The following is a 25751-nucleotide window of genomic DNA, read 5'->3' as shown; positions in this document are numbered from 1 at the left end:
CGGGGTGACAATTGTCCCGCCGGGGGGCCGGATCTGTCCATCGGTGCTGCCGCTTGCCACGGCCGCGCACCGATGGCCACCGATGGCCACCGATGGCTATTGATCCGCCTTGGCGCCCGACTTGCGCACGATCTCGGCCCACTTCTTGCCCTCTGCCGCGGTGTAGCGCGCGAACTCTGCGGGGGAAGAACCCACCGGTTCGGCGCCCATGTCGGCGTACTGGCGCTGCACGTCGGGCTGGCGCAGTGCCTGCGCGGCGTGGGCCGCGAGTTTCTCCACGATCGGTGCTGGCGTGCCGCGCGGCGCCCACAACCCGTACCAGGTGCTGATATTGAAGCCGGGCAAGCCCGACTCCGCCACCGTCGGCACGTCCGGCAGGGCACGCGCGCGCTTGAGCGTGGTGACGGCCACGGCGCGCAGCTTGCCGGCCTTGATGAACGGCATGGCCGATGGCATGGAATCGAACATTAACTGGATCTGGCCGCCCATCAGGTCGGTCAGCGCGGGCGAGCTGCCCTTGTACGGCACGTGCTGCATCGAGACATTGGCGGCGAACTTGAACGATTCGCCCGCCAGTTGCTGGGCCGACGCGTTGCCGGCCGAGCCGAAGTTGATGCTGCCGCCCTTGGCCTTGGCATAGGCGATCAGGTCCTGCACGGTCTTGACCGGCGAATCGTTGTTGACCACCAGCACCAGCGGCACATCGGCCAGTTGCGTGACAGGCACAAAGTCACGGAAGGCGTCGTAGCGCATCTTTGGATAGATGCTCGGGTTGATCACATGCAGCGAGGCATTGGCCAGGATGGTGTAGCCATCGGGCGCAGCCTTGGCGACCATTTCCGCGCCGATCATCCCGCTGGCGCCTGGCTTGTTGTCGATCACCACCGTCTGGCCAAGCGTGTCGCCCATCTTGACGGCGACCACGCGCGCCAGCAGGTCCGTGGGGCCGCCCGGCGGGTAAGGCAGCACCATGCGGATCGGGCGCTGCGGGAAATCGTCGGCGGCACGGGCCGGCGACGTGCCTAAGGCAGCAAGCGCGGTGGTTGCCAACGTTGCCAGCAGGGCAAGGCGCAACGCGGACCGGCGATGCTTGGTGTGCTGCGTACTGTGTTGCGTGTTCAGGACCCTGAATCGGCTTGGCATGCGTTAGTCTCCTTGATTTTTATTGCGACTTTGCCGATGACCTGCCTGGCTTCCAGCGCGTCCAGCGCCTCGGCCAGCCCGTTCATCGGGTACACCTTCGACACGGTCGGTCGGATCTTTCCTTCGCTAGCCCAGCCGCACAGTGTCTTCATGACGGCTTGCAATGCGTGGGCATGCTGTGCCCGCTCGTTGGCGGGCGTCCAGCCAATGTAGCGGCCTACGAAAAATCCATGCAGCGTCAGGTTCTTTACCAGCAGCAGGTTCAGTGGCGCTTGCGGGATGCGGCCGCTGGCAAAGCCGATGCTGAGAATCCGCGCGTTGGCGGCCGCCGCGCGCAGCGCCTGGTCGAACAGGTCGCCGCCTACCGGGTCCACCACCACATCGGCACCGCGCCCCCCGCTCACACGCTTGACGGCGGCGGCCAGGTCTTCCGGCGCGAGCGCATGTTGGGCGCCGCGCTGCAGGGCCTGAGCGCGTTTCGCTTCGGTGCTGGCGCAAGCAATCACCTGCGCGCCCAACTGGTGGGCGATTTCCACGGCGGCCAGGCCCACGCCGGCGCCGGCGCCAAGCACCAGCACCGTGTCGCCGGGCTGCACGGCGCAGCGCCACACCAGGCCGCAGTAGGCGGTGCCGTAGGAGAGGGGGATCGGCAGGGCTTGCAGCGCGTCGAGCGCATCGGGAATGGGGTAGACCGTGTATTCGGGCAGCGTGACTTCTTCGGCAAAGCAGCCCCAGTCGGCAATGGCAGCCACGCGGTCGCCAGGGCGCAGGCGGGTTACAGCGGCGCCGCAAGCCACCACGTGGCCGACCGCCTCGGTGCCGGGCACGAACGGCAGCGGCGGCTTGGTCTGATAGCGGCCTGCCACCATCAGGCCTGTGGCGTGGCTTACGCTTGCGTACTCCACGGCCAGCGTGACGGCGTGCGGATCCGCCAATGCCGGGCGCGGGATGCTGGCAAGGCGAACGTCTTGCGCTTTGCCGAAATGCTCGCAGAGCAGGGCCCGCATCATGCCCTGGCTCCCGCGGTGGCATTGCCCGCCAGAGGGCTGGCCTGCCTGACCACGCCCATCTCCAGCCATTGCGCGAGCTTGTCCGGGGTGACACCGTACTCACGCAGCACGGCTTCGGTGTGTTCTCCGACACGCGGCGCGGCGGTGGCCGCCCGCCGCATGCCCTTGGCGGGGATGCCGGCAAACGGCAAGGCACCCAGCCCCGCCTGCTCGATCGTCTGGAAGGTCCCCTGCGGTGCCGCTAGCGGGTGGTCGAGCACTTGCTGGTAGTTGCGCACCGGCGCATGAAGGATGTCATGCGCCTGCAGGATGCCGAGCCAGTGCGCCGTGCTTTTGCCGGCAAGCACCGCCGCCACAGCGTCCTGCAGCCAGGCCGCGTGCGCCATGCGGCTGGCGTTGTCCGCAAAGCGCGCATCTTGCGCCCAGCCAGGGCGATCCAGCGCGCGGCAGAGCCTGCCGAATTGCGCGTTGTTGAGCGCCAGCAAGGTGAGGCTGCCATCGCTGGTGGCAAAGACGCCATTCGGCGCGCTCACCGGCCCGGCGGCCACAGCGCCCTGGATGGCGTATTCGAGGATATTGTTGGCCTGCAGCGCCACGCAGGCGTCGAACAAGCTTAGCTCGACATGCGCGCCGACGCCGCTGCGAAAGCGCCTGCACAAGGCGGCGGCGGCGGCCTGCGCCGCGTACAGGCCGGTGGCCGCGTCAGCCAGCAGCATGCCGATGCGCCGCGGCGAGCCGTCCGGCATGCGATTGGTGTGCATGAGGCCGCTGTCGGCCTGCATCACGGAGTCCGAGGCCGGGTGGTCGGCATATGGACCGTCCGCGCCGTAGCCGCTGATGGACACATAGACCAGCGCCCGGTTGCGCGCGGACAGCGCGGCGTAGCCAACGCCAAGGCGCTCGGCGACCTGCGGCCGGAAGTTCTGCACCACGATATCCGCCCGCAGCGCGAGGTCGAACAACAACGCCTTGCCGGCGTCGGTGGCCGCATCGATGCAGACGCCACGCTTGCCGGCGTTGTACGCGATGGACAGCGCACTGTGCTCGCCACGCACCACGCCAACATGCCGGCCCCAGTCGCCAGCAGGCGGATCGACCTTGATGACGTCGGCGCCTTGCTGCCAGAGGATGTGCGCGCAGTAGGGGCCTGCGATGCCCTGGCTGATATCCAGGATGCGCAGGCCGGAGAAGGGCAGCTCGTCGACAGCTTCGGGTGAAGGCGGGGTATGCGAAGGTAGCGCGGATTGCAGGTCGGTCTTGGCCATCGGCAGGGATCTGGGAGTCGTCATGTCGCGTCGGATGCCCTATGCTAGGGCGTACTCCTGGCCGTGACAATCCGCCGGCCTGTGCCACCCGTGTTGACTCATGATTGACAATAATCCAAGCTTCGACCTGAACCTGATCCGGCTGTTCGTCACGCTGGTGGAATCCAAAACGCTCACGGCCGCCGCCGCGCGCGGCGGCATGACCCGCTCCAATGTCTCGCGCCGGCTCAAGGCGCTGGAGCAGCATATGGGCGCGCAACTGATGCGGCGCACCACCCGCCATGTGGAGCTGACCGAGGCCGGGCGGCTGCTGTATGCGCACGGCGTGCGCATGCTGGATGAGCTGCAAGCGGCGGGCACTTCCATCGACAGTCTCGGCCAGACCGTGCGCGGCGATGTGCGGATCCGCCTGCCCACAGGGCTCGGGCACTTGTACCTGGCGCAGGTGTTACTGGAGTTCGCCCGGCAATACCCGGCCATCTCCCTGCGCGTGCTGATCAATGACTATATCGGCGACCTGATCTCCGCCGAGGTGGATGTGGCGTTGAAGATCACCTCCCTGCCGCCGGAGGATCATGTGGCGCGCAAGATTTGCGCGGTAGGCTGGTGCCTGTGCGCATCGCCCGCATTCCTGGCGGAGCACGGGCCGGTCAGCCGCGCGGAGGATCTTGCCCACTGCGACCTGATCGCGCCAGCGTCGCTGGGTCGGCGCTTCGATCTCAAGCTGAAGCTGGCCGGCACGCCGCTGATCCTGCGGGTCGCCCCGCGCATCCAGTCCGGCGACTATCCCTTCCTGTTCGAGTCGATGATGACAGGACTCGGCGTTGCCTTGCTGCCGCGCTATGCCGTGTGGCAGCAGATCGGGCGTGGCGAAGTGGTGGAGGTGCTGCCCGAGTACGAGCCCGAAGGCGTGGGCGACAGCATTTACATGCTGACCGCGCCGAATCGGTTTCCCACGCTGGCCACCCGCACGCTGATGGACTTCATCCGCGCGCGGCTGGAGAGCCAGGCGGGGAACTGGGGCGGGCATAAGGCGGGCGCGGAGGTTGACGCCGCGTGATAGTTTGGCGGCGTTGGCGCGACGTCATTGGCGCGAGCAGCGCAAGCCTGCGCCAGCCGCGCCTGCGGCGGTTGGCTGGGCAAGCCCGTCTGGTTTACTGCGGCCCCAGCTTCTTGATCAGCGCATCCAGCATCGCCAGTTCCTGCTCGTCCAGATCCGTCAGCGGCGCGCGGACCGGGCCGGCGTCATGCCCGACCAGCTTGGCGCCGGCCTTGACGATGCTCACCGCGTAGCCTGCGCGGCGGTTGCGGATGTCCAGGTACGGCAGGAAGAACTCGTCAATCAGGCGGTTGGTGGTGGCGTAGTCGTCGGCGGCAATCGCGCGGTAGAAGTCCATCGCCGTCTTGGGGATGAAGTTGAACACGGCCGACGAATACACGGGCACGCCCAGCGCCTTGTAGGCCGCGGCATAGACTTCCGCGGTGGGCAGGCCGCCCAGGTAGGACAGGCGGTCGCCCAGCTTGCGGCGGATGCGGACCATGCCTTCGATCTCGCCCACGCCGTCCTTGAAGCCGATCAGGTTGGGGCAGCGGTCGGCCAGGCGTTCAAGCATGTCCGCGTTGATGCGGGAATTGCCGCGGTTGTACACGATCACACCGATGTGGACCGACTTGCAGACTTCTTCGATATGGTTGGCAATGCCGTCCTGGCAGGCTTCGGTCAGGTAGTGCGGCAGCAGCAGGATGCCCTTGGCGCCCAGGCGCTGGGCTTCCTTGGCGTAGGCGATGGCCATGCGGGTCGGGCCGCCGGCGCCGGCCAGGATGGGCACCTTGCCTGCGCAGGTTTCCACTGCGGTGCGGATGACATTGGCGTAGTCGTCCGGCGTCAGCGAGAAGAACTCACCGGTGCCACCGGCGGCGAACAGGGCGGTGGCGCCGTAGGGGGCCAGCCATTCCAGGCGCTCGACATAGGTCTCGGGGCGGAAGTTGCCTTGCGCGTCGAAGTCGGTCACGGGGAAGGAAAGCAGGCCTTCCGAGACGATCTGCTTGAGTTCTTGTGGTGTGGTCATGATGGCTGGTCCTGATACCCGCAAGGGCGGTGTTGGTTCAGTGGTTCTTGTGCATGACTTTCGTCTGCGCAATTTCGAGATACGTCATCGTACAACTTGAGATTTGAATGCGCAAGTACTTTTGTTTTGGCAAAGGGTTTCGGCCTTCGGCTTTGCCAGCGACCGTCAATATGAAGAGACAGGGCAGGGGGGAGCAGTCCAGGCGCGGAATGGAACGCGTATGGCAGAATCTCATGAATTCGCCTTGAAAGCTGGCTGAAAGCTTGGGGCGTGGCATCTTCCAGTCGGAGCACCCGGACCAACCGCGCCGCTGCAACGGCTAACGCACCCTACCCAGAGCAGTTGTCTCGGAGCTAGGGTAAACACTCAATGTTGCCGATGAAACCGGGTGCTTATAATTCAAGTTATACGATGACATATCACGTAACCGGCCAAATAGGCGAGATGGCCGAGAGCCGTATGACGTAAGACGGCCTCCCATCTCCAATCCGGTTCGTGCAGGAGACACCATGAATCTCAGCAATACCCTCAGCGTGGCCGGCGAGGCCACCCGTCGCAGCCACGTCCGTTACTGGATCCTGCTGATGATCTTCGTGGTGACGACGGTGAACTATGCCGACCGCGCCACGCTTTCCATCACCGGCCCGGCGATGCGCTCGGAGTTCGGCTTCGATGCCGTGCAGATGGGGTTTATCTTCTCGGCCTTCAGCTGGGCCTATGTGATGGCGCAGATCCCGGGCGGCTGGTTGCTGGACCGCTTTGGCGCGCGCCGCATCTATGCCTGCAGCATTTTCCTGTGGTCGCTCTTTACCCTGCTGCAGGGCTTTATCGGCGGATTCGCCACGGTCGGCGCGGCCGTGACCACGCTGTTCGTGCTGCGTTTTGCCGTGGGCCTGGCCGAGTCGCCGGCGTTCCCGGCCAATGCCAAGGTTGTGGCCAGCTGGTTTCCCACGGCCGAGCGCGGCACGGCCTCGGCCATCTTCAATTCCGCGCAGTATTTTGCCGCGGTGCTGTTTACGCCCCTGATGGCCTGGCTGACCCACGCGCTGGGCTGGCACCACGTCTATCTGTGGATGGGCGCGCTGGGCATGGTGCTGGCTGGTCTCTGGCTCAAGGTGGTGCGCAGCCCGGCGAGCCATCCGGGCGTGAATCGCGCCGAGCTCGACTACATCAAGCAGGGCGGCGGCCTGATCGAGATGAGCGGCGACGCTGGCAAGAAGGACAAGGAAGCCTCCGGCACGCGCTGGTTCTATGTGCGCCAGCTGCTCTCCAACCGGATGCTGCTGGGCGTGTACCTGGGCCAGTACTGCATCAACGTGCTGACGTACTTCTTCCTGACGTGGTTTCCCGTGTACCTGGTGCAGGCCCGTGGCATGTCGATCCTGAAGGCGGGGTTTGTCGCATCGCTGCCGGCGATCTGCGGGTTCCTGGGCGGTGTGCTGGGCGGCGTGATTTCCGATGGGTTCCTGCGCCGCGGCTATTCGCTGACGGTGGCCCGCAAGGTGCCGATCGTCGCCGGCATGCTGCTGTCGGTCAGCATGATTGCCTGCAACTACGTGGATAGCGAGTGGCTGGTGGTGGGCTTCATGGCACTGGCCTTTTTCGGCAAGGGCATCGGCGCGCTGGGCTGGGCCGTGGTGGCGGATACGGCACCAAAGGAAGTGATTGGCCTGGCCGGCAGCATCTTTAACATGTTCGGAAATATCGCGGGCATCGTCACGCCGATCGTGATCGGATATATCCTTGGCACCACCGGTTCTTTCAATGGCGCGCTGGTCTTTGTCGGCGCCAACGCGCTGGTGACGGTGATCAGCTACCTGGTGATCGTCAAGGAAATCAAGCGCGTCGAGCTCAAGCATCCCTGAAATCCCTGAATTGAGTGGTGCCTGCTGCGCAGGTGCCGCCCCGGCGCAGCGGCCAAGTGTTTCGCAAGGAAAAAAGACATGTCGGTGATCGATATCAAAGTAGAACAGCCACGCGGTTCGCGGCCGGCTGCGCAGGTGCAGGGCACTGCGCTGTACATCCGCATCCACGCGCTGGATAACGTGGCAATCGTCGCCAACGATGGCGGCCTGCCCGAGGGCACGGTATTTCCTTGCGGGCTGACGCTGCGCGAGCGGGTGCCGCAGGGCCACAAGGTGGCGCTGGTGGACCTGGCGGCTGGCGATGCCGTGGTGCGCTACAACGTGGTGATCGGCTACGCGCTGCGCGACCTGCCCAAGGGCAGCTGGGTCAACGAGCGCGTGATCGAGATGCCGGTGGCGCCCGGGCTGGACAACCTGCCTGTCGGCACGCGCGTGGCGGAACCGCTGCCACCGCTGGAAGGCTATAGCTTCGAGGGCTTTCGCAATCCGGACGGCTCGGTCGGCACCCGCAACATCCTCGCCATCACTACCACCGTGCAGTGCGTGTCGGGCGTGGTGGAGCACGCGGTGCGGCGCATCCGGGCCGAGCTGCTGCCGCAGTATCCCAATGTGGACGACGTGGTGGGGCTGGAGCACACCTACGGCTGCGGCGTGGCCATCGATGCGCCGGACGCGATCGTGCCGATCCGCACGCTGCGCAATATCGCGCTGAACCCGAATTTCGGCGGCACCGCCATGATGGTGAGCCTGGGTTGCGAGAAGCTGCAGCCGGAGCGCCTGTTGCCGGCCGGCAGCTTGCCCGGCGGCCTGGATGTTGGCGTGGTGTGCCTGCAGGACGACGAGCACGTCGGCTTCGAGAGCATGATCGATTCCATCATGGCAATGGCGCATACGCACCTGGCCAAGCTGGACCAGCGCCGCCGCGAAACCTGCCCGGCCTCGGAGCTGGTGGTGGGTGTGCAGTGCGGCGGCAGCGATGCATTTTCGGGTGTGACCGCCAATCCCGCCGTGGGGTTTGCCACCGACTTGCTGGTGCGCGCGGGCGCCACCGTGATGTTCTCGGAGGTCACTGAAGTGCGCGATGGCATCGACCAGCTCACCGCGCGTGCCGCCACGCCGGAAGTGGCGCAGGCCATGATCCGCGAGATGGACTGGTACGACCGCTACCTGGAAAAGGGCCGTGTCGACCGCAGCGCCAACACCACGCCCGGCAACAAGAAAGGCGGCCTGTCCAATATCGTCGAGAAGGCCATGGGCTCGATCGTCAAGTCGGGCAGCACGGCCATCACCGGCGTGCTCTCCCCCGGCGAGAAGCTCAAGCAAAAGGGCCTGATCTACGCGGCCACGCCCGCCAGCGACTTTATCTGCGGCACCCTGCAACTGGCCGCCGGCATGAACCTGCACGTATTCACCACCGGCCGCGGCACGCCGTATGGCCTGGCCGAAGTGCCGGTGATCAAGGTGGCAACGCGTAGCGATCTGGCACGCCGCTGGCACGACCTGATGGACGTGAACGCTGGCCGCATCGCCACCGGCGAGGCCACCATCGAGGATGTGGGCTGGGAGTTGTTCCGGTTGATGCTGGATGTGGCGAGCGGGCGCAAGAAGACCTGGGCCGAGCACCACAAGCTGCACAACTCGCTGGTGCTGTTCAACCCGGCGCCGGTAACCTGACCCGTTAGCCCGGCCAGCGCGGCCAAGAAAATCGATGCGGCGATACGCGGCCGGGACCAGTGTCCCGGCCGCTTTACATTCGCCGGGGGCCAACCTTAAATGAGGAAGGATTCGGCCCTTCTCCTGGCTACCACGCCTGCTGCCTTCCCCCCTTCAGTTCGCCATGCCATCCTCTCCCCGACATGACGCCGGAGACGGATGAAGCACGGATCAAGCCTTGCTTCGTGGCGCGCGGCCAGTGCCGCGGCCGAACCCCTATCCGGGATTCCGTCGCGAGGTGCATCATGGCCGATTTGTCGAGTGAGCTGGTCAATGGGTTGAAGTCGAAACTGAGAGGCCAGGTGCTGCAACCTGGCGAGCCGGGCTATGAGCAGGCGAGGCAAGTCTGGAACGCCATGATCGACCGCCGTCCCGCGCTGATCGTCAAAAGCGCCGGCGCGGCCGATGTCATCGATACGGTCGCGTTCGCGCGGGACAACGGCGTGCCGCTGTCAGTACGCGCCGGCGGCCACAACATCGGCGGCCTGGCGCTTTGCGATGACGGCATCACGCTGGACCTGTCGGGCATGAAGTCGGTGCGGATCGACCCCACCGCGCTGCGCGCCTATGTCGAGCCCGGGGCCACGCTGGGCGATTTCGACCACGAGGCGCAGGCCTTCGGCCTTGCCACGCCGCTTGGCATCAACTCCACCACCGGCGTGGCCGGACTCACCCTGGGCGGCGGCTTTGGCTGGATCAGCCGCAAGTACGGCACCACCGTGGACAACCTGGTCAGCGCCCAGGTGGTGACAGCCGATGGCAAGCTGGTGCACGCCAGCGCCACTGAGCATCCTGACCTGTTCTGGGCCATTCGCGGCGGCGGCGGCAATTTCGGCGTGGTCACCATGTTCGAGTTCGCCCTGCGGCCAGTCGGCCCGGAGATCTATGGTGGCCTGATCGTCTATCCACTGGAGCAGGGCGTGGCCGTGTTGCAAGCCCTGCGCGACCGCCTAGACGGCATGCCCGACGAGCTGACCGTGTGGGCCGTGATGCGGCTCGCGCCGCCGCTGCCGTTCCTGCCGCCGCAGACCCATGGCAAGCCCATCGTGGCGCTGGCCATCTGCTACATCGGGCCGCCAGCCAACGGGCCGCAACTGGTTGAGCCATTGCGCCATCTCGGCACGCCCTATGGCGAGCATGTCGGACCCATGCCGTTTGCTGCGTGGCAGCAGGCGTTCGATCCTCTGCTCACGCCGGGGGCGCGCAACTACTGGAAATCGCACAACTTCGCCGGGCTGGATGATGGCCTGCTCACGTTGCTGGTGGATTACGTCAACAAGCTGCCCTCGCCGCACACCGAGATCTTCATCGGCGCCATGGGCGGCCAGACCAACCGGGTCGCGGCAGACGCCATGGCTTACCCCAATCGCGATGCCAACTACGTGATGAACGTGCATGGACGCTGGACCGAGCCGGCCGACGACGCCGCCTGCATCGCCTGGTCGCGCGAGGTGTTCCAGGCCGCCGCACCGTACGCGCTTGGCTCCGTATACGTGAATTTCCTGACGCAGGAAGAGGGCGATCGCGTCGGTGCCGCGTACGGGCCGAACCATGCCCGGCTGGTCGAGGTCAAGCGGCGGTACGACCCCAACAACCTGTTCCGCCACAACCAGAACATCAAGCCCTGAACGCTTCCCGGCAGGCTATGCCGCCGGCCCCGTGCCGGCGGCATGGGTTACGTCGATCTTCGTACCGCGGGCGAGTGTCTGATACACCACGCAATAGCGCTCGGTCAGCCGCAGCAGCGATTCGAGCTGCTCGGCCTGCGCATCGGTATCCAGTTCAAACCGCATCCGGATCGCGCGCAAGCCCACGGCGGCGTCCTTGCTCACGCCAAGCGTGCCGCGAAAATCGAGGTCGCCTTCCACCAGCACGCGCGCATCGCGCAGCACGATGCCCAGCACGGTAGCCACCGCATTCAGCGTGACGCCAGCGCAGGCGGCCAAGGCCTCCAGCAGCATGTCGCCGGAGCAGGCGCTCAGGCCGGTGCCGCCGGTGGCAGGATGCAGGCCGGCTTGGACCATGGCCTTGCCGGTTTCGACGTGGCAGGTAACCCCCTCGCCCAGGCGGCTCGATGCACGCAAGGTGATCAAGGCAGCCTCGGGGTGTTCTCGGTACTTTTCCTTGAGCGGGGCCTGGAGGGTGCGGAGTTGGTCGGCGTGCACGGGCGTTCTCCCAAGCGTTGGCTTCAGGCATCGAGCCTAGGCGGCGGTTGCAAAACCTTCAAGGCGGCAACAGGCAGCCAGCATCTGAGGTGTCAAATCAACCGCGCCCCCGGCCACGCCCCCGACATCACGATATTGCGCACAGACTGCCGCACCGTTTGCATGATGTCCCACAATTCCGGCACCGGTGTGCGATTACGCGCGGTGGCAAGCGCCACCTGCCGCGTCACGACCGGATCCACCAGCCGGGCGGAATGCAGCCGGCCTTGCGCTACGCGATCCGCGACCGCGGCAAACGGCAGCAGGGTGGCGCCGCAGCCGTCTTCCACCAGGCGCATCGATACGGTATTGGACGCGTCGCATTCCAGCGCCAGTTGCAGGGTGGTGCCCGCGCGAGCAGCGAGCGATTCGGCCAGCACGCGCAGGCCGTGTCCGGTGCTGGGCAGGATCAGCGGCACTTCGCCAAGGCGGCGCACGGGAAAGGTCGGGCCGAGGTGGCTCCAGGATGTCGGCGTGACCAGGGTCAGGTCTTCTTCCAGCAGGATGTCGACCTTCAGCGCCCCTTGCTGCTCGGGCAGGTAGAGCAGGGCTACGTCGATCTCGCCAGCCGCCAGCCAGGCGAGCACGGGGCTGGCCAGTCCTTCGACGAAGCGCACTTTGGTCGCCGGGAAGCGTTGCTTGAGCGCGGTGCCGATGCTGGCGAATGCGGTGTTGGCGATGGTGGGCTGCGCCGCGATCACCAGTTGCGCAGGGCCTTGCGCCGACGAAGCGCGGATGGCTTCGCGGGCTTCGGCGAGCGTGGCCGCTACCTGCCGCGCATAGACAATCAACGTCTGGCCGGCTTCGGTCAGCACCACGCCGCGCCCGCTGCGGTGAAACAGGCGGGTGTCCAGCGCGGCTTCCAGCCGGGCGATCTGCCGGCTTACGGTGGACTGGTCCGCGCCCATTTCGAGCGCGGCGCGCGAGATGCTCTGCGTGTTGGCGACGCAGACGAAGCAGGCCAGATCCTCGGAGTTCATCGCAGCGCTTAGCTGGCGAAACGATCGCGCAGCGCCTGCGTCGCGGTACGGAAGAGACTCTGGTCCACGCCCACCGCCACGAAGCTCGCGCCCATGTCCAGGTAGCGGCGCGCGTCGGCTTCTACCGGTGTCAGCGTGCCCACGGCCTTGCCGGCGCGCCTGGCGGCCGCGAAGATGCGCGCCACCTGCGCCTGCACTTCGGGATGGTTGGGGTTGCCGAGGTGGCCGTAGGCGGCCGCGAGGTCGTTCGGGCCGATAAAGATGCCGTCGACCCCATCGACCGCGCAGATCTCGTCGGCCGCGTCCACGCCTTTGCGGCTTTCGATCTGCACCAGCACGCAGATATTGTCATTGATCTGGCTGAAGTACTCCGGCACCGTGCCATAGCGGTTGCTGCGCTGGACCGACGACACGCCACGCATGCCCGCTGGCGGGTAGCGGGTGGCGCTCACCGCGCGCCCGGCCTGCTCCGCGCTCTCCACAAAGGGAATCAGGAAATTGTAGAAGCCGATGTCCAGCAGGCGCTTGATCAACACCGGATCGTTGGCGGGCGGGCGCACTACCGGCGCGCTCAGGCTGCCTTGCAGCGCCATCAGTTGCGGGATGAAGGTCAGCACGTCGTTGGGCGAATGCTCTGCGTCGAGCAGCAGCCAGTCGAAGCCGGCCAGGCCGAGGATCTCGGTGGTGGTGGCGTTGCCCAGCGAGCACCAGCACCCGATCACGCGCTTGTGCGCCAGCACGTCGGCACGAAAGCGGTTGGGCAGGGGCGAGGGCAAGGTTGAATTCGGGAGGGAGGACATGACGATGGTGTTCCTGTTTTCAGTCTGGAAGGCGAATGGGTCAGCCGGTGACCCCGGTCTGCCAGGGCGGTGTGGCCCCGCATTCAGCCTTTGACCGGCTGCGGGGCCAGCGCTGATGCCAGATGGCTTGCTGGGCTGGCGGGTCAGTGCGAACCGCTGACGATCTGCTTGGTGAAACTGGCGCGTTCCATCTCCACCACCTCCACGCTGACCTGCACGCTGTCTTCCGCGTTGGCCGGGCGCACCGCGTCGGCAATGACCTCGCAGATCGCCTGGCTCAGTGCCTGGCGCACGGCCAGGTCGCGGCCGTCCAGGATGTGCAGGCGCGCATGGACGAAAGCGCGCTCGCGCGCTTCGGTGCCCTGGCGGTAGGAGGTCAGCGTGATGCAGCGCGACTTGATGTCCGGCTCGCCGAACTGGCCGGAGGCCAGCAGCGCGGCATTGGCCTCGTCCAGCAGTTCTTCCTGCGAGCAGGTGAGGCGGGTGTTTTCGGTAATTTCAATGATGAGGTGGGGCATGGTCGCTAGGCCTGAAGGTTTCGGTGAGTCGCCGGGGCGGGGGATCAGTCCACCGCCAGCCGCGACAGCGGGCCGGGCGACTTGCCGCGCGCTGCCTGCACGCGCGCCGCGGCGTCGTCAAGCTGGGCCAGCGTGCCGCTGTCCACCGGCATGAATTCGGCGCGGGCGCGGCGCCAGGCACGTTCCGGCTCGCCGGGCAGCAGGATGGCATCGGTGCCGGGCTGCAGGTGCGACGAGCGCAGCCAGTCGACGAAGGCCTGCACTTCATGGCCAAAGGTGGTGCTGCTGCCCAGGCGCTCGGGGTCGAACACGATGGCCAGCATGTTGTTCCAGACCGCGTGCTCGTGGGTCAGGGTCTCCGGGCGGATGGTGTGGCCACCGGTGACCGCCGCGCCCAGCAGTTCGCACATCACCGCCAGCACGTAGCCCTTGTGCTCGCCGAAGGGGCGCAGCGCGCCCTGCGCCTGGCCAGGGGGCGGGAACATCACGGCCGGGTCGTCGGTAGGGTGGCCTTCGGTGTCGAGCAGGCAGCCCGGGGGCACCGTCACACCCTTGTTGTTGGCCACGCGCACCTTGCCCAGCGCGATCGCGCTGGTGGCGAAATCCATCACCAGCGGTTCGCCGCCGGCCACCGGCACGCCGATGGTGAACGGGTTGGTGCCATAGCGCGCCTCATAGCCGCCATGCGGGGCCACGATCGGCTTGGATAGGACATTGACGAAGTGGATGGAGATCATGCCGGCAGCGGTAGCCTGCTCGGCCCAGTGCCCAACCCGGCCCAGGTGGTGCGAGGCGCGCAGCCCCAGCACGCATACGCCGTGCTCGCGCGCGCGCTCGATGGCCAGGCCCATGGCTTCCTCGGTCACCGCCTGGCCCATGCCGCGATTGCCATCCAGGCTGAGGATGCCGCCAGCCTCGTGCACCACGCTCACGCGCTGGTTCAGTTGAAGCTGCTCGCCTTGCCAGGACATCACGTACTTCGGGATCATGCCGACCCCGTGCGAGTCGTGGCCAGACAGGTTGGCGCCGACGAGGTGGTCGGCGGTCAGGCGGGCCTCGCGGGCATCGGAGCCGGCGGCGAGCCAGAGATCGACCACCCATTGATGGAGGGCGGGAGTCGGGATGCGGTGTTCACTCATGAGCTTGGGGTTCGAAAGAGAAGGGGAGATCGGTGGGGAAATCGGTCGAACATGGCGGCCCCCATGATAAGCCGCCGGGCCCGGCTTGGGTACCCGGCAAGCCATGCGAGCCATGCACTGGCGTCATTCCGGCCGGATGTTGGCGCTCTTGATCAGCTGCGCCCACTTGGCCACTTCGCTCTTCTGGAACGCGCCCAGTTCGGCCGGGCCGGCGCCGGACGGCTCAATCCCGAGCGAGGCCAGCCGGGCGCGCATGTCGGGCTCCTGGATGATCTTGCCGATGTCCGCGGCAAGGCGGTTGACGATGGGTGCAGGCGTGCCAGCGGGGGCAAACACGGCTTGCCAGGAAACGATCTCGTAGCCTTGCAGTTTCGCGCCGCCGGCTTCGGCCACGGTCGGCACGTCCGGCAGTTCGCGGGCGCGCTTGGCAGCCGTGGTGGCCAGCGCGCGGAACTTGCCGGACTGAATCATCGGCATGGCGGCCACGCTGTTCTCGAACAAGACATCAACCTGGTTGCCCAGCAGGGCTTGCACGGCGGGGCTGCTGCCCTTGAACGGCACGTGGAGCAGCTTGACGCCCGCCATGCTGGAGAACAGTTCGCCGGCCAGGTGCTGCGAGGTGCCGTTGCCGGCCGAGCCGAAGGAGACGGCGCCGGGCTTGGCCTTGGCGGCGGCGATCACGTCCTGCACGGTCTTCCACGGGCTGTTGGCGTTGACCACCAGCAGGTTGGGCAGGGTGCCGATCAGGGCCACGGGCTGGAAGTTCTTGATCGGGTCGTAAGGCATCTTCGGATACAGGCTCACATTGATCGAGTGCGAGCTGATGGTGCCGCCGACCAGGGTGTAACCGTCCGGCGCGGCCTTGGCCACATAGTCGGAGCCGATATTGCCGCCCGCGCCGGCGCGGTTCTCCACCACCACCGGCTGGCCGATCATCTGCGACAGGCGCTGGCCAATCAGGCGGCCGAGCACGTCGGTGGTGCCGCCCGCGGCAAAGGGCACCACGTAGTTGACCGGCTTGGCCGGCCAGGTGTCCTGCGCATGGGCCGGCAGCGCGCCAACGGCGGCCAGGGCGCAGGCGAGCAGGCCAAAGGCGCGGCGAGATGGGGAAACGGCGCGGAAAATGGGCTGCAAAACGGGCTGCAAAACGGGATGGGACTGATGGGCCGGCTGGCTGGCCCGAAGGGGCCGCAGGTGCAGAAGCTGCAGAAGCATGTCTTGGTCTCCATTGTATTTTTGTCTGGGCCATCGTCCTTTGCGCTGCGTGACGTGGCCGCTATGCTCTGGCAAGCGGCGCATGTGGCAGGGTGGGATCGCCTGGCAACAGGCTACACGCGTGCCGTGGTAGTAGCCTTGCGTTTTACGCATAACAGAAATGCGCCTGAAGCCAGGCGCCCGAAGCGTTCGCGACGTAACAATCGCTACATTCCCGGAGGTTCCGGATTGCTCTCATCCCGGCTCCGGCCCGATTGCACTGCACCATTTCCTTTCTGCCATGACCAGCCAATCCGTTGCAGCTACCGTGCCTTCCACTTCCTCCTCCGCCAATCCGGCGGCGCGCTCCGGCGGCCGGGTCCTGGTGGACGCGCTGCGCATCCACGGCGCGGAGCGTATCTTCTGCGTGCCGGGTGAGAGCTTCCTGGATGTCCTCGACGCGCTGCACGACCAGCCCGCCATTGACCTGATCGTCTGCAAGCACGAAGGCGCCGCGGCCAACATGGCAGAGGCCGACGGCAAGCTCACGGGCCGCCCGGGCATCTGCTTCGTCACGCGCGGCCCGGGCGCCACGCACGCCAGCATCGGCGTGCATATCGCAGCGCAGGATTCCACGCCGATGCTGCTCTTCGTTGGGCAGATCGCTCGCGGCCACAAGGGCCGGGAGGCCTTCCAGGAGGTCGACTACGGCGCCATGTTCGGCTCCATCGCCAAGTGGGTGGTGGAGATCGAGGATCCGGCTCGTATCCCTGAGCTGGTGGCACGCGCGTTCCACTGCGCCACCTCGGGCCGGCCCGGCCCGGTGGTGATTTCCCTGCCCGAAGACGTCCTGGACGGCCTGTGCGAGGTGGCCGATACTGGCCGCTATCGCCCGGTGGCGGCGGCACCGCGCGCGGTCGATGCCGATGCGCTCGCTGCCGCGCTGGCGGGGGCCGAGCGCCCGCTGGTGATTGCCGGCGGCGCCAACTGGAGCGCGCAGGCGGCGGCCGATTTTGCGGCCTTCGTGCAGCGCTGGAACCTGCCGGTGGCCTGTGCGTTCCGCCGCCAGGACGTATTCGATAATCGCGATCCGCACTACGTTGGGCACCTCAGTCTGGGCGTCAACCCGGCGTTGGCCGAGCGCGTGCGCACGGCCGACGTGATCCTGGCCTTCGGCACGCGGCTGGGCGATATCGCGACCGACGGCTACACCTTGCTGGAGGCCCCGCAGCCGCGCCAGCGCCTGTTCCACCTGCACGCCGACAGTGCCGAGCTGGGCCGCGTCTACCAGCCCGAGCTGGCCATCCATGCGGGCATCGAGCCCGGCGCCGCCATGCTGGCCGCGCTCACGCCGCCGGCGGCGGTGCGCTGGGGCGACTGGACCAGCGCCGCGCGCGCCGCGCATGGCGTCTTCGTGGCCCCGGCCAAGCCGCACCCGCAGCTCACCGGCGTGGACATGGGCGCGGTGGTCGCGCACCTGGACCGGGTCTTGCCCGACGACGCTGTGCTGACCAACGGCGCCGGCAACTACACGGTCTGGCTGCATCGCTACTACGCCTATCGCCAGCCGCGCACCGAGCTGGCCCCCACCTGCGGTGCCATGGGCTACGGCCTGCCCGCGGCGATCGCCGCCAAGCTGCGCGACCCGCAGCGCACCGTGGTGTGCTTCGCCGGCGACGGCTGCTTCCTGATGTACCCGCAGGAAGTGGCCACGGCCGCGCAGTACGGCGCCAACCTGATCGTGGTGGTGGTCAACAACGGCATGTACGGCACCATTCGCATGCACCAGGAGAAGCGCTATCCCGGGCGCGTCAGCGGCACGGACATCCCGAGCCCGGATTTTGTGGCGATGGCGCAGTCGTGCGGGGCCTGGGCGGAGCGCGTGACGCAGACGGAAGATTTCGCCGCGGCCTTTGCGCGCGCGCAGGCCGCGGGCAAGCCCGCCGTGCTGGAGCTGGTCACGGACCCGCGCCAGATCACCCCGGCGATGCGGATCGCGGACTGAAAGAAGAAGAAAGCAAAAAACAAAATACAAGACAGGAGACATCCCATGACCGATGCCACGCTGGCCGACTTGCGCAGCCAGTTTGCCGGCCGCTTGCTGAGCGCCGCCGATGACACTGCGCCGTTTCTCACCGACTGGCGCCGCAGCTGGACCGGCCGCGCCCTGGCCGTGGCGCAGCCCGATAGCACGGCCGACGTGGCGGCCATCGTGCGCTGGTGCGCGGCGCGCCAAGTGCCGCTGGTGCCGCAAGGCGGCAATACGGGCATGGTGGGTGGCGCCATCCCGGACGACCGCGGCCGCGCGCTGGTGCTGTCCACGGCGCGGTTGAACCGCATCCGCGAGATCGATCCGATCAACAACACGCTCACCGCGGAGGCGGGCTGCATCCTGGCCGCCGTGCAGCAGGCGGCGCAGGAAGCGGGGCGCTTGTACCCGCTGTCGCTCGGCGCGGAGGGCAGTTGCACCATCGGCGGCAATCTCGCCAGCAACGCGGGCGGGGTGCAGGTGCTGCGCTACGGCAATACACGCGAGCTGTGCCTGGGGCTGGAAGTGGTAACGCCCGACGGCGAGATCTGGGACGGCCTGCGCGGCCTGCGCAAGGACAACACCGGCTACGACCTCAAGCAGCTCTTTATCGGCGCGGAGGGCACGTTGGGCGTGATCACTGCCGCCACCCTCAAGTTGTTCCCGCGTCCGGCGGCGCGCATGACGGCGCTGGCCGCGGTGAGCGATCCGCATGCGGCACTGCGCCTGCTGGAACTGGCCCAGCGCCGGCTAGCCGCCACGCTGACGGCGTTCGAGTTGATGAGCGGCGTGTGCGTGGCACTGGTGGCGCGACATTTCCCGGACTGCCGCGCGCCCTTCGGGCAGGAGCATCCCTGGTATGTGCTGATGGAGAGCAGCGACCCGCATAGCGAGGCGCACGCCACGCAGGCCTTCGGGGAGCTGATGGAAGAGGCCTTCGAGGCTGGCATCGTGGCGGACGCTGCCATCGCGGCCTCGCTGGCGCAGTCCGATGGGCTGTGGCGGATCCGCCATCACCTGCCGCAGGCCCAGTCGCTGGAGGGCGACAACCTCAAGCACGACATCTCGGTGCCGATCTCCGCGATCGGCGCGTTCATTGCGCACACCAGCGCCGCCATCGTGGCCGCCAATCCCGGCGCTCGCGTACTGGCTTTTGGCCATCTGGGCGACGGCAACCTGCATTACAACGTCAGCGCGCCGTACGGCGTGTCGCAAGCGGACTTTGTGCGGGCCAACGGCGCGGCCATCAGCGCGCTGGTGTACGAGGCCGTGCACCGTGTGCGTGGCTCGATCTCGGCCGAACATGGCATCGGCCAGCTCAAGGTCGACAAGAACGCGCACTACAAATCCGCCGTGGAAATGAAGCTGATGCAAAAGATCAAGCACGCGCTGGACCCGCACGGGCTGATGAACCCGGGCCGGCTGCTGCCGGGCGCATCGCACTGAGCGCACTGCACGCCACGCGCCAAGCATCACAACAAGAACCTGAGAGGAGACACCCATGCATCAAAGCTACAAGCCGTTGCGCCGCACGCTGCTGGCCGCCCTGGCCGCCACCGCCGCGTGCGTGGCGTTGCCCGTGCAGGCGGACACCTATCCGTCCAGGCCGATCCGCGTGGTGGTGCCGTTTGCCGCTGGCGGCAATACGGATATCGTGGCCCGGCTGATCGGGCGCGACCTGCAAAAGGCGCTGGGCCAGCCGGTGGTGGTGGAAAACCGCCCCGGCGCCTCGGGCAACATCGGCGCCGACATCGTTGCCAAGTCGGCGCCGGACGGCTACACCTTCCTGATGGGCACGGTTGGCACCAATGCGATCAATGCCAGCTTCTATCGCAAGATGCCCTACGATACGGCCAAGGATTTCACTGCCGTGGCCATGGTCGCCTCGGTGCCGAATATCCTGGTGGTCAATCCCGCCGTGCCGGCAAAGAACGTCAAGGAACTCACGCAGTTCGTGAAGAGCGAAAACGGCAAGGCCACCTTTGCCTCGTCGGGTGCGGGCAGCTCGATCCACCTGTCGGGCGAGCTGTACAAGGTCATGACCGGAATCCAGATGGTGCATGTGCCGTACAAGGGCAGCGCGCTGGCGGTGACCGACCTGATGGGCGGGCAGGTGCAGATCATGTTCGACAACGCGCCGACCTCGCTGCCCTTCGTCAAGTCCGGCAAGCTCAAGGCGCTTGCCGTGACCGGCACCCAGCGCATGAGCGCGCTGCCTGATGTGCCGACGATGGAAGAAGCCGGCCTGCCAGGCTTTGTGACCGGCTCGTGGTTCGGCCTGTTTGCCCCGGCTGGCACGCCGCGCGAGATCGTGTCGAAGGTGAGCGATGCGGTGATGGCGGCCATGCGCAGGCCCGAGTTCCGCGAGCAGCTGGTCCATGCCGGCGCCGAGCCGGACCCCAAGCCCGCCGCAGAATTCCAGGTCTTCGCGCTGGCCGAGAAGGCGCGCTGGGAAAAGGTGGTCAAGGCGGCCGGCGTATCGGTCAACGAGTAAAACCCTGGGCGCGCCGGTCGCGCCCGACCTGACGGAGCCCCTATGCAAAGCCAACCCCCAGCCACCGTGCGCCATGACGCCGCCGCGCTGCGCAGCATGGCGCAGGCCATGTTCGAGCGCGCGGGCATGCCCGCCGACCGGGCCGCCGACGTGGCGGACATCCTGGTCGAAGGCGACCTGATGGGCCACGATACACACGGCCTGCAATTGCTGCCCACCTACCTGGCCGAGATCGAAAGCGGCAGCATGGCCGTCAAGGAGGACTACGAGGTGCTGGCCAACCGCGCCGCCGTGGCCACCTGGGACGGCAAGCGCCTGCCGGGGCCGTGGCTGACGCTGCGCGCCATGCAAAGCGCGATGGCGCGGGCGCGCGACTACGGCACCGGCACGGTCACCATCCGCCGCGCGCACCATATTGCGTGCCTGGCCGCCTACCTGGAGCGCGCCACGCGGGAAGGCTTCGTCATGCTGCTGTACTCCTCGGCGCCGGCCGCCATGACCGTGGCGCCGTTCGGCGGCACCCGCCCCGTGTTCTCGCCCAGTCCTGTGGCGGCGGGCTTTCCCACGCCCGACGGCCCGGTGCTGATCGATGTCTCCACCTCGGTCACCACGGTCGGCCTGACCACGCGGCTGTACAAGGAAGGCAAGCGCCTGCCGCACCAGTGGCTGATCGATGAGAACGGCAACGCCAGCGACGACCCCGCCGTCATGTTTGCGCCGCACGCGGGCTCGATCCTGCCGCTGGGCGGGCTCGATGCCGGCCATAAGGGCTATGCGCTGTCGCTGATGGTGGAAGCGCTGACCGCCGGCCTGTCCGGCCATGGCCGCGACGATCCGGGCAAGCGCTGGGGCAATACCGTGTTCCTGCAGATACTGGATCCGTCCGCCTTTGCCGGTGAAGAAGCCTTTGCCGGGCAAATGGGATGGATCGCGCGGGCCTGCACGGATAATCCGCCGCGCCCTGGCGTGGATCGCGTGCGCCTGCCGGGGCAGGGTGCGCTGGAACGCAAGGCGCGCCAGCTGCGCGATGGCGTGGCGCTGAATCCCGCCATCCTGCCGCAGATCCAGCCCTGGCTGGACAAGTTCGGCATGGCGGCGCCGGCGCCGCTGGCTTGAGGCGCAGCCCGGCGCCGAAACGCGATCAGTCCTGCCAGAAGCCCGCGTGCGCCTGCGCCGCCTCGTCCTCCAGCGCGGGGCCCAGCACGGCGACGCTGTGCTGCCCGCGCGCGAACACCTCCCGGCAGGGCAGCGAGAAGGTGGGGTTCTCGGGGTGCGCGCCGGTCAGCGTCAGCAACCGGTGCTCGGACAGCGCGTACACGACCCGCCCGATGTTGCACCAGTAGATGGCGCCGGCACACATGCAGCAGGGCTCCGCGCTGGTGTAGAGCGTGGCGCTGGCGAGTGCCTGCGGCGACAGCTTGCGGGCGGCTTCGGCCGCGGCGACCAGTTCGGCATGCTGGGTGGGGTCGCCCTCGGGCGGCATCGAGTTGTTGCCGGCGCTGGCGATGATATTGCCGTCGGCGTCCGCCACCAGCGCCGCAAAGGGATGGCGCCCGCGGGCGCGGGACGCCTCCGACAGGCGGATGGCCTCGCGCAGCAGGCGCAGGTCCTGTTGGCTCAGCCCCGTGGCAGCAGCGGTAGTGTCGGCGGCAATCAATGTAGTCATGGTCTGGTCCCGGTGGGTTCGTGAAGCGCGTGGCGGCGCGACGGCGTGGTGGTCTGGTGCGAATCATGACATGCAAGCCGCAGGGCCTGACCACGGCCGCCGCCATCATGGCGGCAAGACGCGGGTGCCTAGCGACGGTCGGCCGGGATTCGCAAAGAATCCGCAGAACCTCCGCAAAGCGGTGGATTTAAATAGGAAATCGATCGAGAGCGATGCGGGCGTCAGCAACGCAGCGCCGATGGCTTGAAGCACGCGTGCTGCAACGAGCCACCCTACGTTGACAGCCAAACCACATGCAACCGACGCCGCCAGAAATAGCCCTACGCCGGCCAGAAACACCTTCTTGTGCCCATGCTTATCTGCCAACCCGCCAGACGGAATGAGCGTTGCAGCGTAGGCAACGGTGTAGGCATTGAGCACCCAGGAGAGATTTGCCGCAGTGGCTTGAGGAAACCCTGCACGTAAGGCACTGAAGGCGGCGGTTGCTGAGCTATCTGGATTTGTCATGAGGCTCTTCAGATGATGTGTGCGTCGGATCTGATTGGGATAAAGCGCCTCAGGAAAGCCCGAACGTTTTCCGCAGATTTGCATCGACCTGGCCTGCCGGCATGAAACGGCGCAGCTTGCTCAGGAGGGAGGCCTCGCCTTTGGGTGTGCGGCGCATTTTCCACGTACCAAAGGCGGCATCGACGACCGTGCTCGCGACGCCATCGGGATCCGGTGCTTTTTGTACACTTTCTTGAATCGCCTGCGAAACGACGCTGCGCTCGTCGTCGTAGGCAGTTACCTTGGAAACCGCATGAGGGGCATTGATGTCCAGACTAGTCTTGGTAAATGAGGGCTCGACAAGCACCACACGGATGCCGAACTTGCGTACCTCGTGGTCCAACGTCTCGGACATCCCTTCCACAGCGTGTTTGGATGCCGAATATAGGCCCATGTATGGCGCTGGCAGAAAGCCGAGCACGGAGCTGATGTTGATGATTCTTCCCGAACGTTGCGCACGCATGTGTGGCAATACGGCTCGTGTGGTGCGCAAGATGCCAAACACGTTGGTGTCGAACAGCGCCTGCCCTTCGGCGATCGAGGTTTCTTCGGTCGCTCCGAGCAGCGTCACGCCGGCACTGTTGACCAGCACGTCGATGCGCTCGGCCTGCGCGATGATGGCCTGGATACCCCGTTGAACAGAGGCTTCATCGCGGATATCTATCTCGACCAGCTCAACGCCCGGTAGCGGCTGCGCTTTTGCGACGTTGCGCACGGTGCCGAATACCCGGCAGCCCCGCAGCGCAAACTTCGCGGCGGTGGCACGGCCGATGCCCGAGGACACGCCTGTAATGACGACAACTTTGGAACTAGACATGGCAGTTTCTTTCGGTATGTGTGGTTCGGTGCTGCGGTAAAGGTTCGAGCGATGAGCCGTGCTGAATGCGCAGCCTCATCCGCACAGTGACTGTTTGCTAGCAACGGCGATCGATTCGTTGGGCTGCCACCCACCGCCCAGGGCCTTGAAAGCCGCGACGGCAGCGCGCGCTGATTCGGTTTGCGCCTGCGCGCGCGCGTCTGATGTACGTAACAGGCTTTCGTCGGCTTGCAGGACTTCAATCAGGCTGACGACGCCTTTTTGATACGCAGCAAACGATGCATTTCGCGCGCGGCCAAGCGAATCCACGCCTTGTGTGAGCACAGCCGCTTGCTCTTCGCGCTTGACGAGGGCAGAGAAGGCGTCTTCCACATCCTCCGTGGCGCGCAGCACGGCGAGCCGGTACGCGGCCAGCATCTCCGCCTCTTGCCCCTTGGCCTGATCGATCTGTGCGTTGATACGGCCGAAGTCGAACAGGCGCCAGCGCAGGCCAAGCACGCCGGCGAATTGACTGGCACCGCTGCTGAACAGACTGCCGGCGCCCACCGATGTGGCGCTGCCCAGCAGGCCGCTGAGCGAGAACTTCGGGTAGTACTCCGCAATGGCGACACCGATGCGCGCGTTGGAAGCCGCCAGGCGGCGCTCGGCAACGATGAGGTCAGGGCGGCGCCTCAGTAATTCGCCCGGCGATCCGCTGATCGCAATTTGCGGAGCGGCCGGGATGTCGCCGCCTTGCGCAAGCTCCGCCCGGTGCGTGCCCGGCAGCGAGCCGAGCATCACATCCAGCGCGTTCATCGCCGCATCGAGGCCAGCCTCAAGCTGTGGGATGGAAGCGCGAACCTGAGCGAGTGCGCCTTCGGCCTGCCGGACTTGAAGCTCGGCCGCCAGTCCCTTGCCGTACAGCAGGTTGATGGTGGAGAGCAATTCTTCTTGCGTCTGTACCTGGTGGCGGGCCACTTTCAAGCGCGTCTGTAAGCCGCGGATGGTGATGTAGATATCGGCAGTCTGTGCGGCCACGGCCAGCCGTGTGGCGACTGCGCCCGCCTGGGAGGCCTGGTAGTCGGCAAGAGCCCCTTCGCGGCCACGGCGCAGGCCGCCGAATACGTCCAACTCCCAGCTTGCGCTGACATCGGCCTCAAAAGCGTTGCCGTAGCGATCGAAGCCGGGCCGCGAATTCAAGACGCGGCCCAAAGGGGTTTCGACGGACTGGTACGCACGCGCGGCCTGGCCCGTGACATTGCCGGAGGGCAGCAACGCAGCATTGGCAGCGCCAAGCCCCGCACGGGCTTGCGTGACGCGGGCGAAGGCCTGTGCAAGGTCCAGGTTTTGTTCCAGCGCGAGCTGCACGTACCGCGTAAGTTGCGGATCGCCAAAGCCAGCCCACCACGCAGGCAGATCGGCTTCGGCGTTGGCTGTCCGCTGCTCCACTGCTGTCTGGCCCTGGAATTGTCTGGGAACCGGCACATCTGGCTTCACATAATCGGGGCCGACGGCACAACCGGTCGCCAGGCTGGCAGCGAAGAGGGCCATAAAGGAGTGTTTTGGCAGCATGGATGTCTTCCATCGTGTTTTTGTGACTATAGTACAAAATGGTCACAAGTTGTTCAACTATCGCGACTCGCGTAAGCTGGAGCCTATGAAGACCACCCCGTACCCCGTTTCCGCCCGTGGCCCGGCGGACCATGACGTGCGAGACCAGATCGTTGCCGCCGCCACCGAGCATTTCAGCCGCTACGGCTACGAGAAAACCGCCGTTTCCGATCTGGCCAAGGCCATCGGTTTTTCCAAGGCCTACATCTACAAGTTCTTCGAGTCCAAGCAGGCCATTGGCGAGATGATCTGCGCCAACTGCCTGCGCGACATCGAGGCCGACGTGAATGCCGCCCTGGCCGACGCCGACTCCCCGCCGGAGAAGCTCCGGAGCATGTTCAAAGCCTTGACTGAGGCCAGCCTTCGGTTGTTTTCCCACGACCGCAAGCTGTACGAGATCGCGGCCTCGGCAGCGACTGAACGCTGGCAAGCGGTAATCGCCTATGAGGACCGCATCCAGAGGTTGTTGCGCGATGTGCTGCAGGAGGGCCGGGAGACCGGAGACTTCGAGCGCAAGACGCCGTTGGACGAGGCCACGACGGCCATCTACCTGGTTATGCGCCCGTACATGAATCCGTTGCTTTTGCAGTACAGCTTTGACTACACGGATAGTGCGCCCGGGCTGCTCTCCAGCCTCGTGCTTCGGAGTCTTTCCCCCTGACGTGCAGATTTTTTTGATTGTGACCATTGACTAAAATAGTCACAAGAA

The 25751-nt window shown here is 66.4% G+C and carries 22 protein-coding genes and 1 pseudogene; 9 read left to right on the top strand and 14 right to left on the bottom strand.

The window, feature by feature from the left end:
- Window positions 1–96: 96 nt before the first annotated feature.
- From AC07XB_RS05855 to AC07XB_RS05845, 3 genes are read right to left on the bottom strand one after another with little or no spacing between them, the layout of a single operon-like run.
- Entirely contained in the window at window positions 97–1143 is a 1047-nt protein-coding gene (locus tag AC07XB_RS05855) for a tripartite tricarboxylate transporter substrate binding protein (protein WP_477132411.1), read from the bottom strand.
- A complete protein-coding gene (locus AC07XB_RS05850; RefSeq protein WP_492374267.1) occupies window positions 1119–2150 on the bottom strand; it encodes an NADPH:quinone oxidoreductase family protein in 1032 nt (343 codons plus the stop codon). Before AC07XB_RS05850 ends, AC07XB_RS05855 begins: the two co-directional genes overlap by 25 nt.
- The gene (locus AC07XB_RS05845) at window positions 2150–3418 is read right to left on the bottom strand and encodes a CaiB/BaiF CoA transferase family protein (RefSeq protein ID WP_492374266.1); all 1269 of its coding nucleotides are present in this window, start codon (window positions 3416–3418) and stop codon (window positions 2150–2152) included. The genes AC07XB_RS05850 and AC07XB_RS05845 overlap by 1 nt, the downstream gene beginning before the upstream one ends.
- 100 nt (window positions 3419–3518) lie before the next feature.
- Here AC07XB_RS05845 and AC07XB_RS05840 point away from each other — a divergent pair, with 100 nt between their 5' ends.
- Window positions 3519–4478, top strand: coding sequence for a LysR family transcriptional regulator (locus tag AC07XB_RS05840; RefSeq protein ID WP_492807334.1), 960 nt, complete (start codon window positions 3519–3521; stop codon window positions 4476–4478).
- A 94-nt stretch (window positions 4479–4572) separates the two neighbouring features.
- Here the strand turns inward: AC07XB_RS05840 and kdgD are convergent, their stop codons facing one another.
- Window positions 4573–5487, bottom strand: a complete 915-nt coding sequence (gene kdgD / locus AC07XB_RS05835; RefSeq protein ID WP_492826533.1) for a 5-dehydro-4-deoxyglucarate dehydratase — start codon at window positions 5485–5487, stop codon at window positions 4573–4575.
- A gap of 509 nt (window positions 5488–5996) precedes the next feature.
- On the opposite strand from kdgD, the gene AC07XB_RS05830 reads away from it, so the two are divergent.
- The 3 genes from AC07XB_RS05830 to AC07XB_RS05820 all read left to right on the top strand — a co-directional run bounded on the left by AC07XB_RS05830 (window position 5997) and on the right by AC07XB_RS05820 (window position 10693).
- Window positions 5997–7352, top strand: coding sequence for an MFS transporter (locus AC07XB_RS05830; protein ID WP_492826535.1), 1356 nt, complete (start codon window positions 5997–5999; stop codon window positions 7350–7352).
- A gap of 78 nt (window positions 7353–7430) precedes the next feature.
- A complete protein-coding gene (gene garD, locus AC07XB_RS05825; RefSeq protein WP_492826537.1) occupies window positions 7431–9026 on the top strand; it encodes a galactarate dehydratase in 1596 nt (531 codons plus the stop codon).
- 284 nt (window positions 9027–9310) lie between these two features.
- A complete protein-coding gene (locus AC07XB_RS05820) occupies window positions 9311–10693 on the top strand; it encodes an FAD-binding oxidoreductase (RefSeq protein WP_492374260.1) in 1383 nt (460 codons plus the stop codon).
- A 15-nt stretch (window positions 10694–10708) separates the two neighbouring features.
- Here AC07XB_RS05820 and AC07XB_RS05815 read toward each other — a convergent pair whose 3' ends face one another.
- From AC07XB_RS05815 to AC07XB_RS05790, 6 genes are all read right to left on the bottom strand, one after another.
- The gene (locus tag AC07XB_RS05815; RefSeq protein ID WP_492826539.1) at window positions 10709–11230 is read right to left on the bottom strand and encodes an OsmC family protein; all 522 of its coding nucleotides are present in this window, start codon (window positions 11228–11230) and stop codon (window positions 10709–10711) included.
- A gap of 92 nt (window positions 11231–11322) precedes the next feature.
- Window positions 11323–12249 (bottom strand): LysR family transcriptional regulator, encoded by a 927-nt coding sequence (locus tag AC07XB_RS05810; RefSeq protein ID WP_492374258.1) that lies wholly within the window; start codon window positions 12247–12249, stop codon window positions 11323–11325.
- Window positions 12250–12257: 8 nt separating this feature from the next.
- A complete protein-coding gene (gene garL / locus AC07XB_RS05805; protein ID WP_492807343.1) occupies window positions 12258–13049 on the bottom strand; it encodes a 2-dehydro-3-deoxyglucarate aldolase in 792 nt (263 codons plus the stop codon).
- Window positions 13050–13192: 143 nt separating this feature from the next.
- Window positions 13193–13567 (bottom strand): 5-carboxymethyl-2-hydroxymuconate Delta-isomerase, encoded by a 375-nt coding sequence (locus tag AC07XB_RS05800; protein WP_043355096.1) that lies wholly within the window; start codon window positions 13565–13567, stop codon window positions 13193–13195.
- 44 nt (window positions 13568–13611) lie between these two features.
- Window positions 13612–14706 (bottom strand): malate/lactate/ureidoglycolate dehydrogenase, encoded by a 1095-nt coding sequence (locus AC07XB_RS05795; RefSeq protein WP_492807345.1) that lies wholly within the window; start codon window positions 14704–14706, stop codon window positions 13612–13614.
- A 123-nt stretch (window positions 14707–14829) separates the two neighbouring features.
- Window positions 14830–15921: a Bug family tripartite tricarboxylate transporter substrate binding protein gene (locus AC07XB_RS05790; protein WP_492826541.1), complete on the bottom strand. Its 1092-nt coding sequence runs from the start codon at window positions 15919–15921 to the stop codon at window positions 14830–14832.
- 280 nt (window positions 15922–16201) lie between these two features.
- On the opposite strand from AC07XB_RS05790, the gene AC07XB_RS05785 reads away from it, so the two are divergent.
- The 4 genes from AC07XB_RS05785 to AC07XB_RS05770 are packed head-to-tail and all read left to right on the top strand — an operon-like array spanning window position 16202 to window position 21539.
- Entirely contained in the window at window positions 16202–17905 is a 1704-nt protein-coding gene (locus tag AC07XB_RS05785) for a thiamine pyrophosphate-binding protein (RefSeq protein WP_492826543.1), read from the top strand.
- Between the two features lie 45 nt (window positions 17906–17950).
- On the top strand, window positions 17951–19375 hold the full coding sequence (locus AC07XB_RS05780; protein WP_492826545.1) for an FAD-binding oxidoreductase: 1425 nt from the start codon (window positions 17951–17953) through the stop codon (window positions 19373–19375).
- Window positions 19376–19430: 55 nt separating this feature from the next.
- A complete protein-coding gene (locus AC07XB_RS05775; RefSeq protein WP_492374252.1) occupies window positions 19431–20423 on the top strand; it encodes a Bug family tripartite tricarboxylate transporter substrate binding protein in 993 nt (330 codons plus the stop codon).
- A 42-nt stretch (window positions 20424–20465) separates the two neighbouring features.
- Window positions 20466–21539 carry an Ldh family oxidoreductase gene (locus AC07XB_RS05770; protein WP_492374251.1) on the top strand — a complete coding sequence of 358 codons (1074 nt, stop codon included), beginning with the start codon at window positions 20466–20468 and terminating at the stop codon, window positions 21537–21539.
- 25 nt (window positions 21540–21564) lie between these two features.
- Here the strand turns inward: AC07XB_RS05770 and AC07XB_RS05765 are convergent, their stop codons facing one another.
- The 4 genes and pseudogenes from AC07XB_RS05765 to AC07XB_RS05750 all read right to left on the bottom strand — a co-directional run bounded on the left by AC07XB_RS05765 (window position 21565) and on the right by AC07XB_RS05750 (window position 25003).
- Window positions 21565–22089: a nucleoside deaminase gene (locus AC07XB_RS05765; protein WP_492807355.1), complete on the bottom strand. Its 525-nt coding sequence runs from the start codon at window positions 22087–22089 to the stop codon at window positions 21565–21567.
- Between the two features lie 201 nt (window positions 22090–22290).
- A pseudogene (locus AC07XB_RS05760) lies at window positions 22291–22680 on the bottom strand (MFS transporter); the annotation flags it as partial.
- Complete coding sequence (locus AC07XB_RS05755) at window positions 22646–23452, bottom strand: oxidoreductase (protein ID WP_492826548.1); 807 nt, start codon at window positions 23450–23452, stop codon at window positions 22646–22648. The pseudogene AC07XB_RS05760 and the gene AC07XB_RS05755, both read right to left, overlap by 35 nt.
- Before the next feature lie 75 nt (window positions 23453–23527).
- Entirely contained in the window at window positions 23528–25003 is a 1476-nt protein-coding gene (locus AC07XB_RS05750; protein ID WP_492826550.1) for an efflux transporter outer membrane subunit, read from the bottom strand.
- Window positions 25004–25088: 85 nt separating this feature from the next.
- Here AC07XB_RS05750 and AC07XB_RS05745 point away from each other — a divergent pair, with 85 nt between their 5' ends.
- Window positions 25089–25703 (top strand): TetR/AcrR family transcriptional regulator, encoded by a 615-nt coding sequence (locus AC07XB_RS05745; RefSeq protein WP_492807492.1) that lies wholly within the window; start codon window positions 25089–25091, stop codon window positions 25701–25703.
- The last annotated feature ends 48 nt before the right edge of the window (window positions 25704–25751 follow it).

The sequence above is a fragment of the Cupriavidus sp. GW821-FHT02F09 genome, assembly GCF_059421605.1.
This window is presented reverse-complemented; position numbering and strand designations above follow the sequence as displayed.

Coding starts and splice junctions, on each gene's coding strand:
- AC07XB_RS05855 (WP_477132411.1), bottom strand. CDS start 1,143: ATGCCAAGCCGATTCAGGGTCCTGAACACGCAACACAGTACGCAGCAC.
- AC07XB_RS05850 (WP_492374267.1), bottom strand. CDS start 2,150: ATGCGGGCCCTGCTCTGCGAGCATTTCGGCAAAGCGCAAGACGTTCGC.
- AC07XB_RS05845 (WP_492374266.1), bottom strand. CDS start 3,418: ATGGCCAAGACCGACCTGCAATCCGCGCTACCTTCGCATACCCCGCCT.
- AC07XB_RS05840 (WP_492807334.1), top strand. CDS start 3,519: ATGATTGACAATAATCCAAGCTTCGACCTGAACCTGATCCGGCTGTTC.
- kdgD (WP_492826533.1), bottom strand. CDS start 5,487: ATGACCACACCACAAGAACTCAAGCAGATCGTCTCGGAAGGCCTGCTT.
- AC07XB_RS05830 (WP_492826535.1), top strand. CDS start 5,997: ATGAATCTCAGCAATACCCTCAGCGTGGCCGGCGAGGCCACCCGTCGC.
- garD (WP_492826537.1), top strand. CDS start 7,431: ATGTCGGTGATCGATATCAAAGTAGAACAGCCACGCGGTTCGCGGCCG.
- AC07XB_RS05820 (WP_492374260.1), top strand. CDS start 9,311: ATGGCCGATTTGTCGAGTGAGCTGGTCAATGGGTTGAAGTCGAAACTG.
- AC07XB_RS05810 (WP_492374258.1), bottom strand. CDS start 12,249: ATGAACTCCGAGGATCTGGCCTGCTTCGTCTGCGTCGCCAACACGCAG.
- garL (WP_492807343.1), bottom strand. CDS start 13,049: ATGTCCTCCCTCCCGAATTCAACCTTGCCCTCGCCCCTGCCCAACCGC.
- AC07XB_RS05800 (WP_043355096.1), bottom strand. CDS start 13,567: ATGCCCCACCTCATCATTGAAATTACCGAAAACACCCGCCTCACCTGC.
- AC07XB_RS05795 (WP_492807345.1), bottom strand. CDS start 14,706: ATGAGTGAACACCGCATCCCGACTCCCGCCCTCCATCAATGGGTGGTC.
- AC07XB_RS05790 (WP_492826541.1), bottom strand. CDS start 15,921: ATGCTTCTGCAGCTTCTGCACCTGCGGCCCCTTCGGGCCAGCCAGCCG.
- AC07XB_RS05785 (WP_492826543.1), top strand. CDS start 16,202: ATGACCAGCCAATCCGTTGCAGCTACCGTGCCTTCCACTTCCTCCTCC.
- AC07XB_RS05780 (WP_492826545.1), top strand. CDS start 17,951: ATGACCGATGCCACGCTGGCCGACTTGCGCAGCCAGTTTGCCGGCCGC.
- AC07XB_RS05775 (WP_492374252.1), top strand. CDS start 19,431: ATGCATCAAAGCTACAAGCCGTTGCGCCGCACGCTGCTGGCCGCCCTG.
- AC07XB_RS05770 (WP_492374251.1), top strand. CDS start 20,466: ATGCAAAGCCAACCCCCAGCCACCGTGCGCCATGACGCCGCCGCGCTG.
- AC07XB_RS05765 (WP_492807355.1), bottom strand. CDS start 22,089: ATGACTACATTGATTGCCGCCGACACTACCGCTGCTGCCACGGGGCTG.
- AC07XB_RS05755 (WP_492826548.1), bottom strand. CDS start 23,452: ATGTCTAGTTCCAAAGTTGTCGTCATTACAGGCGTGTCCTCGGGCATC.
- AC07XB_RS05750 (WP_492826550.1), bottom strand. CDS start 25,003: ATGCTGCCAAAACACTCCTTTATGGCCCTCTTCGCTGCCAGCCTGGCG.
- AC07XB_RS05745 (WP_492807492.1), top strand. CDS start 25,089: ATGAAGACCACCCCGTACCCCGTTTCCGCCCGTGGCCCGGCGGACCAT.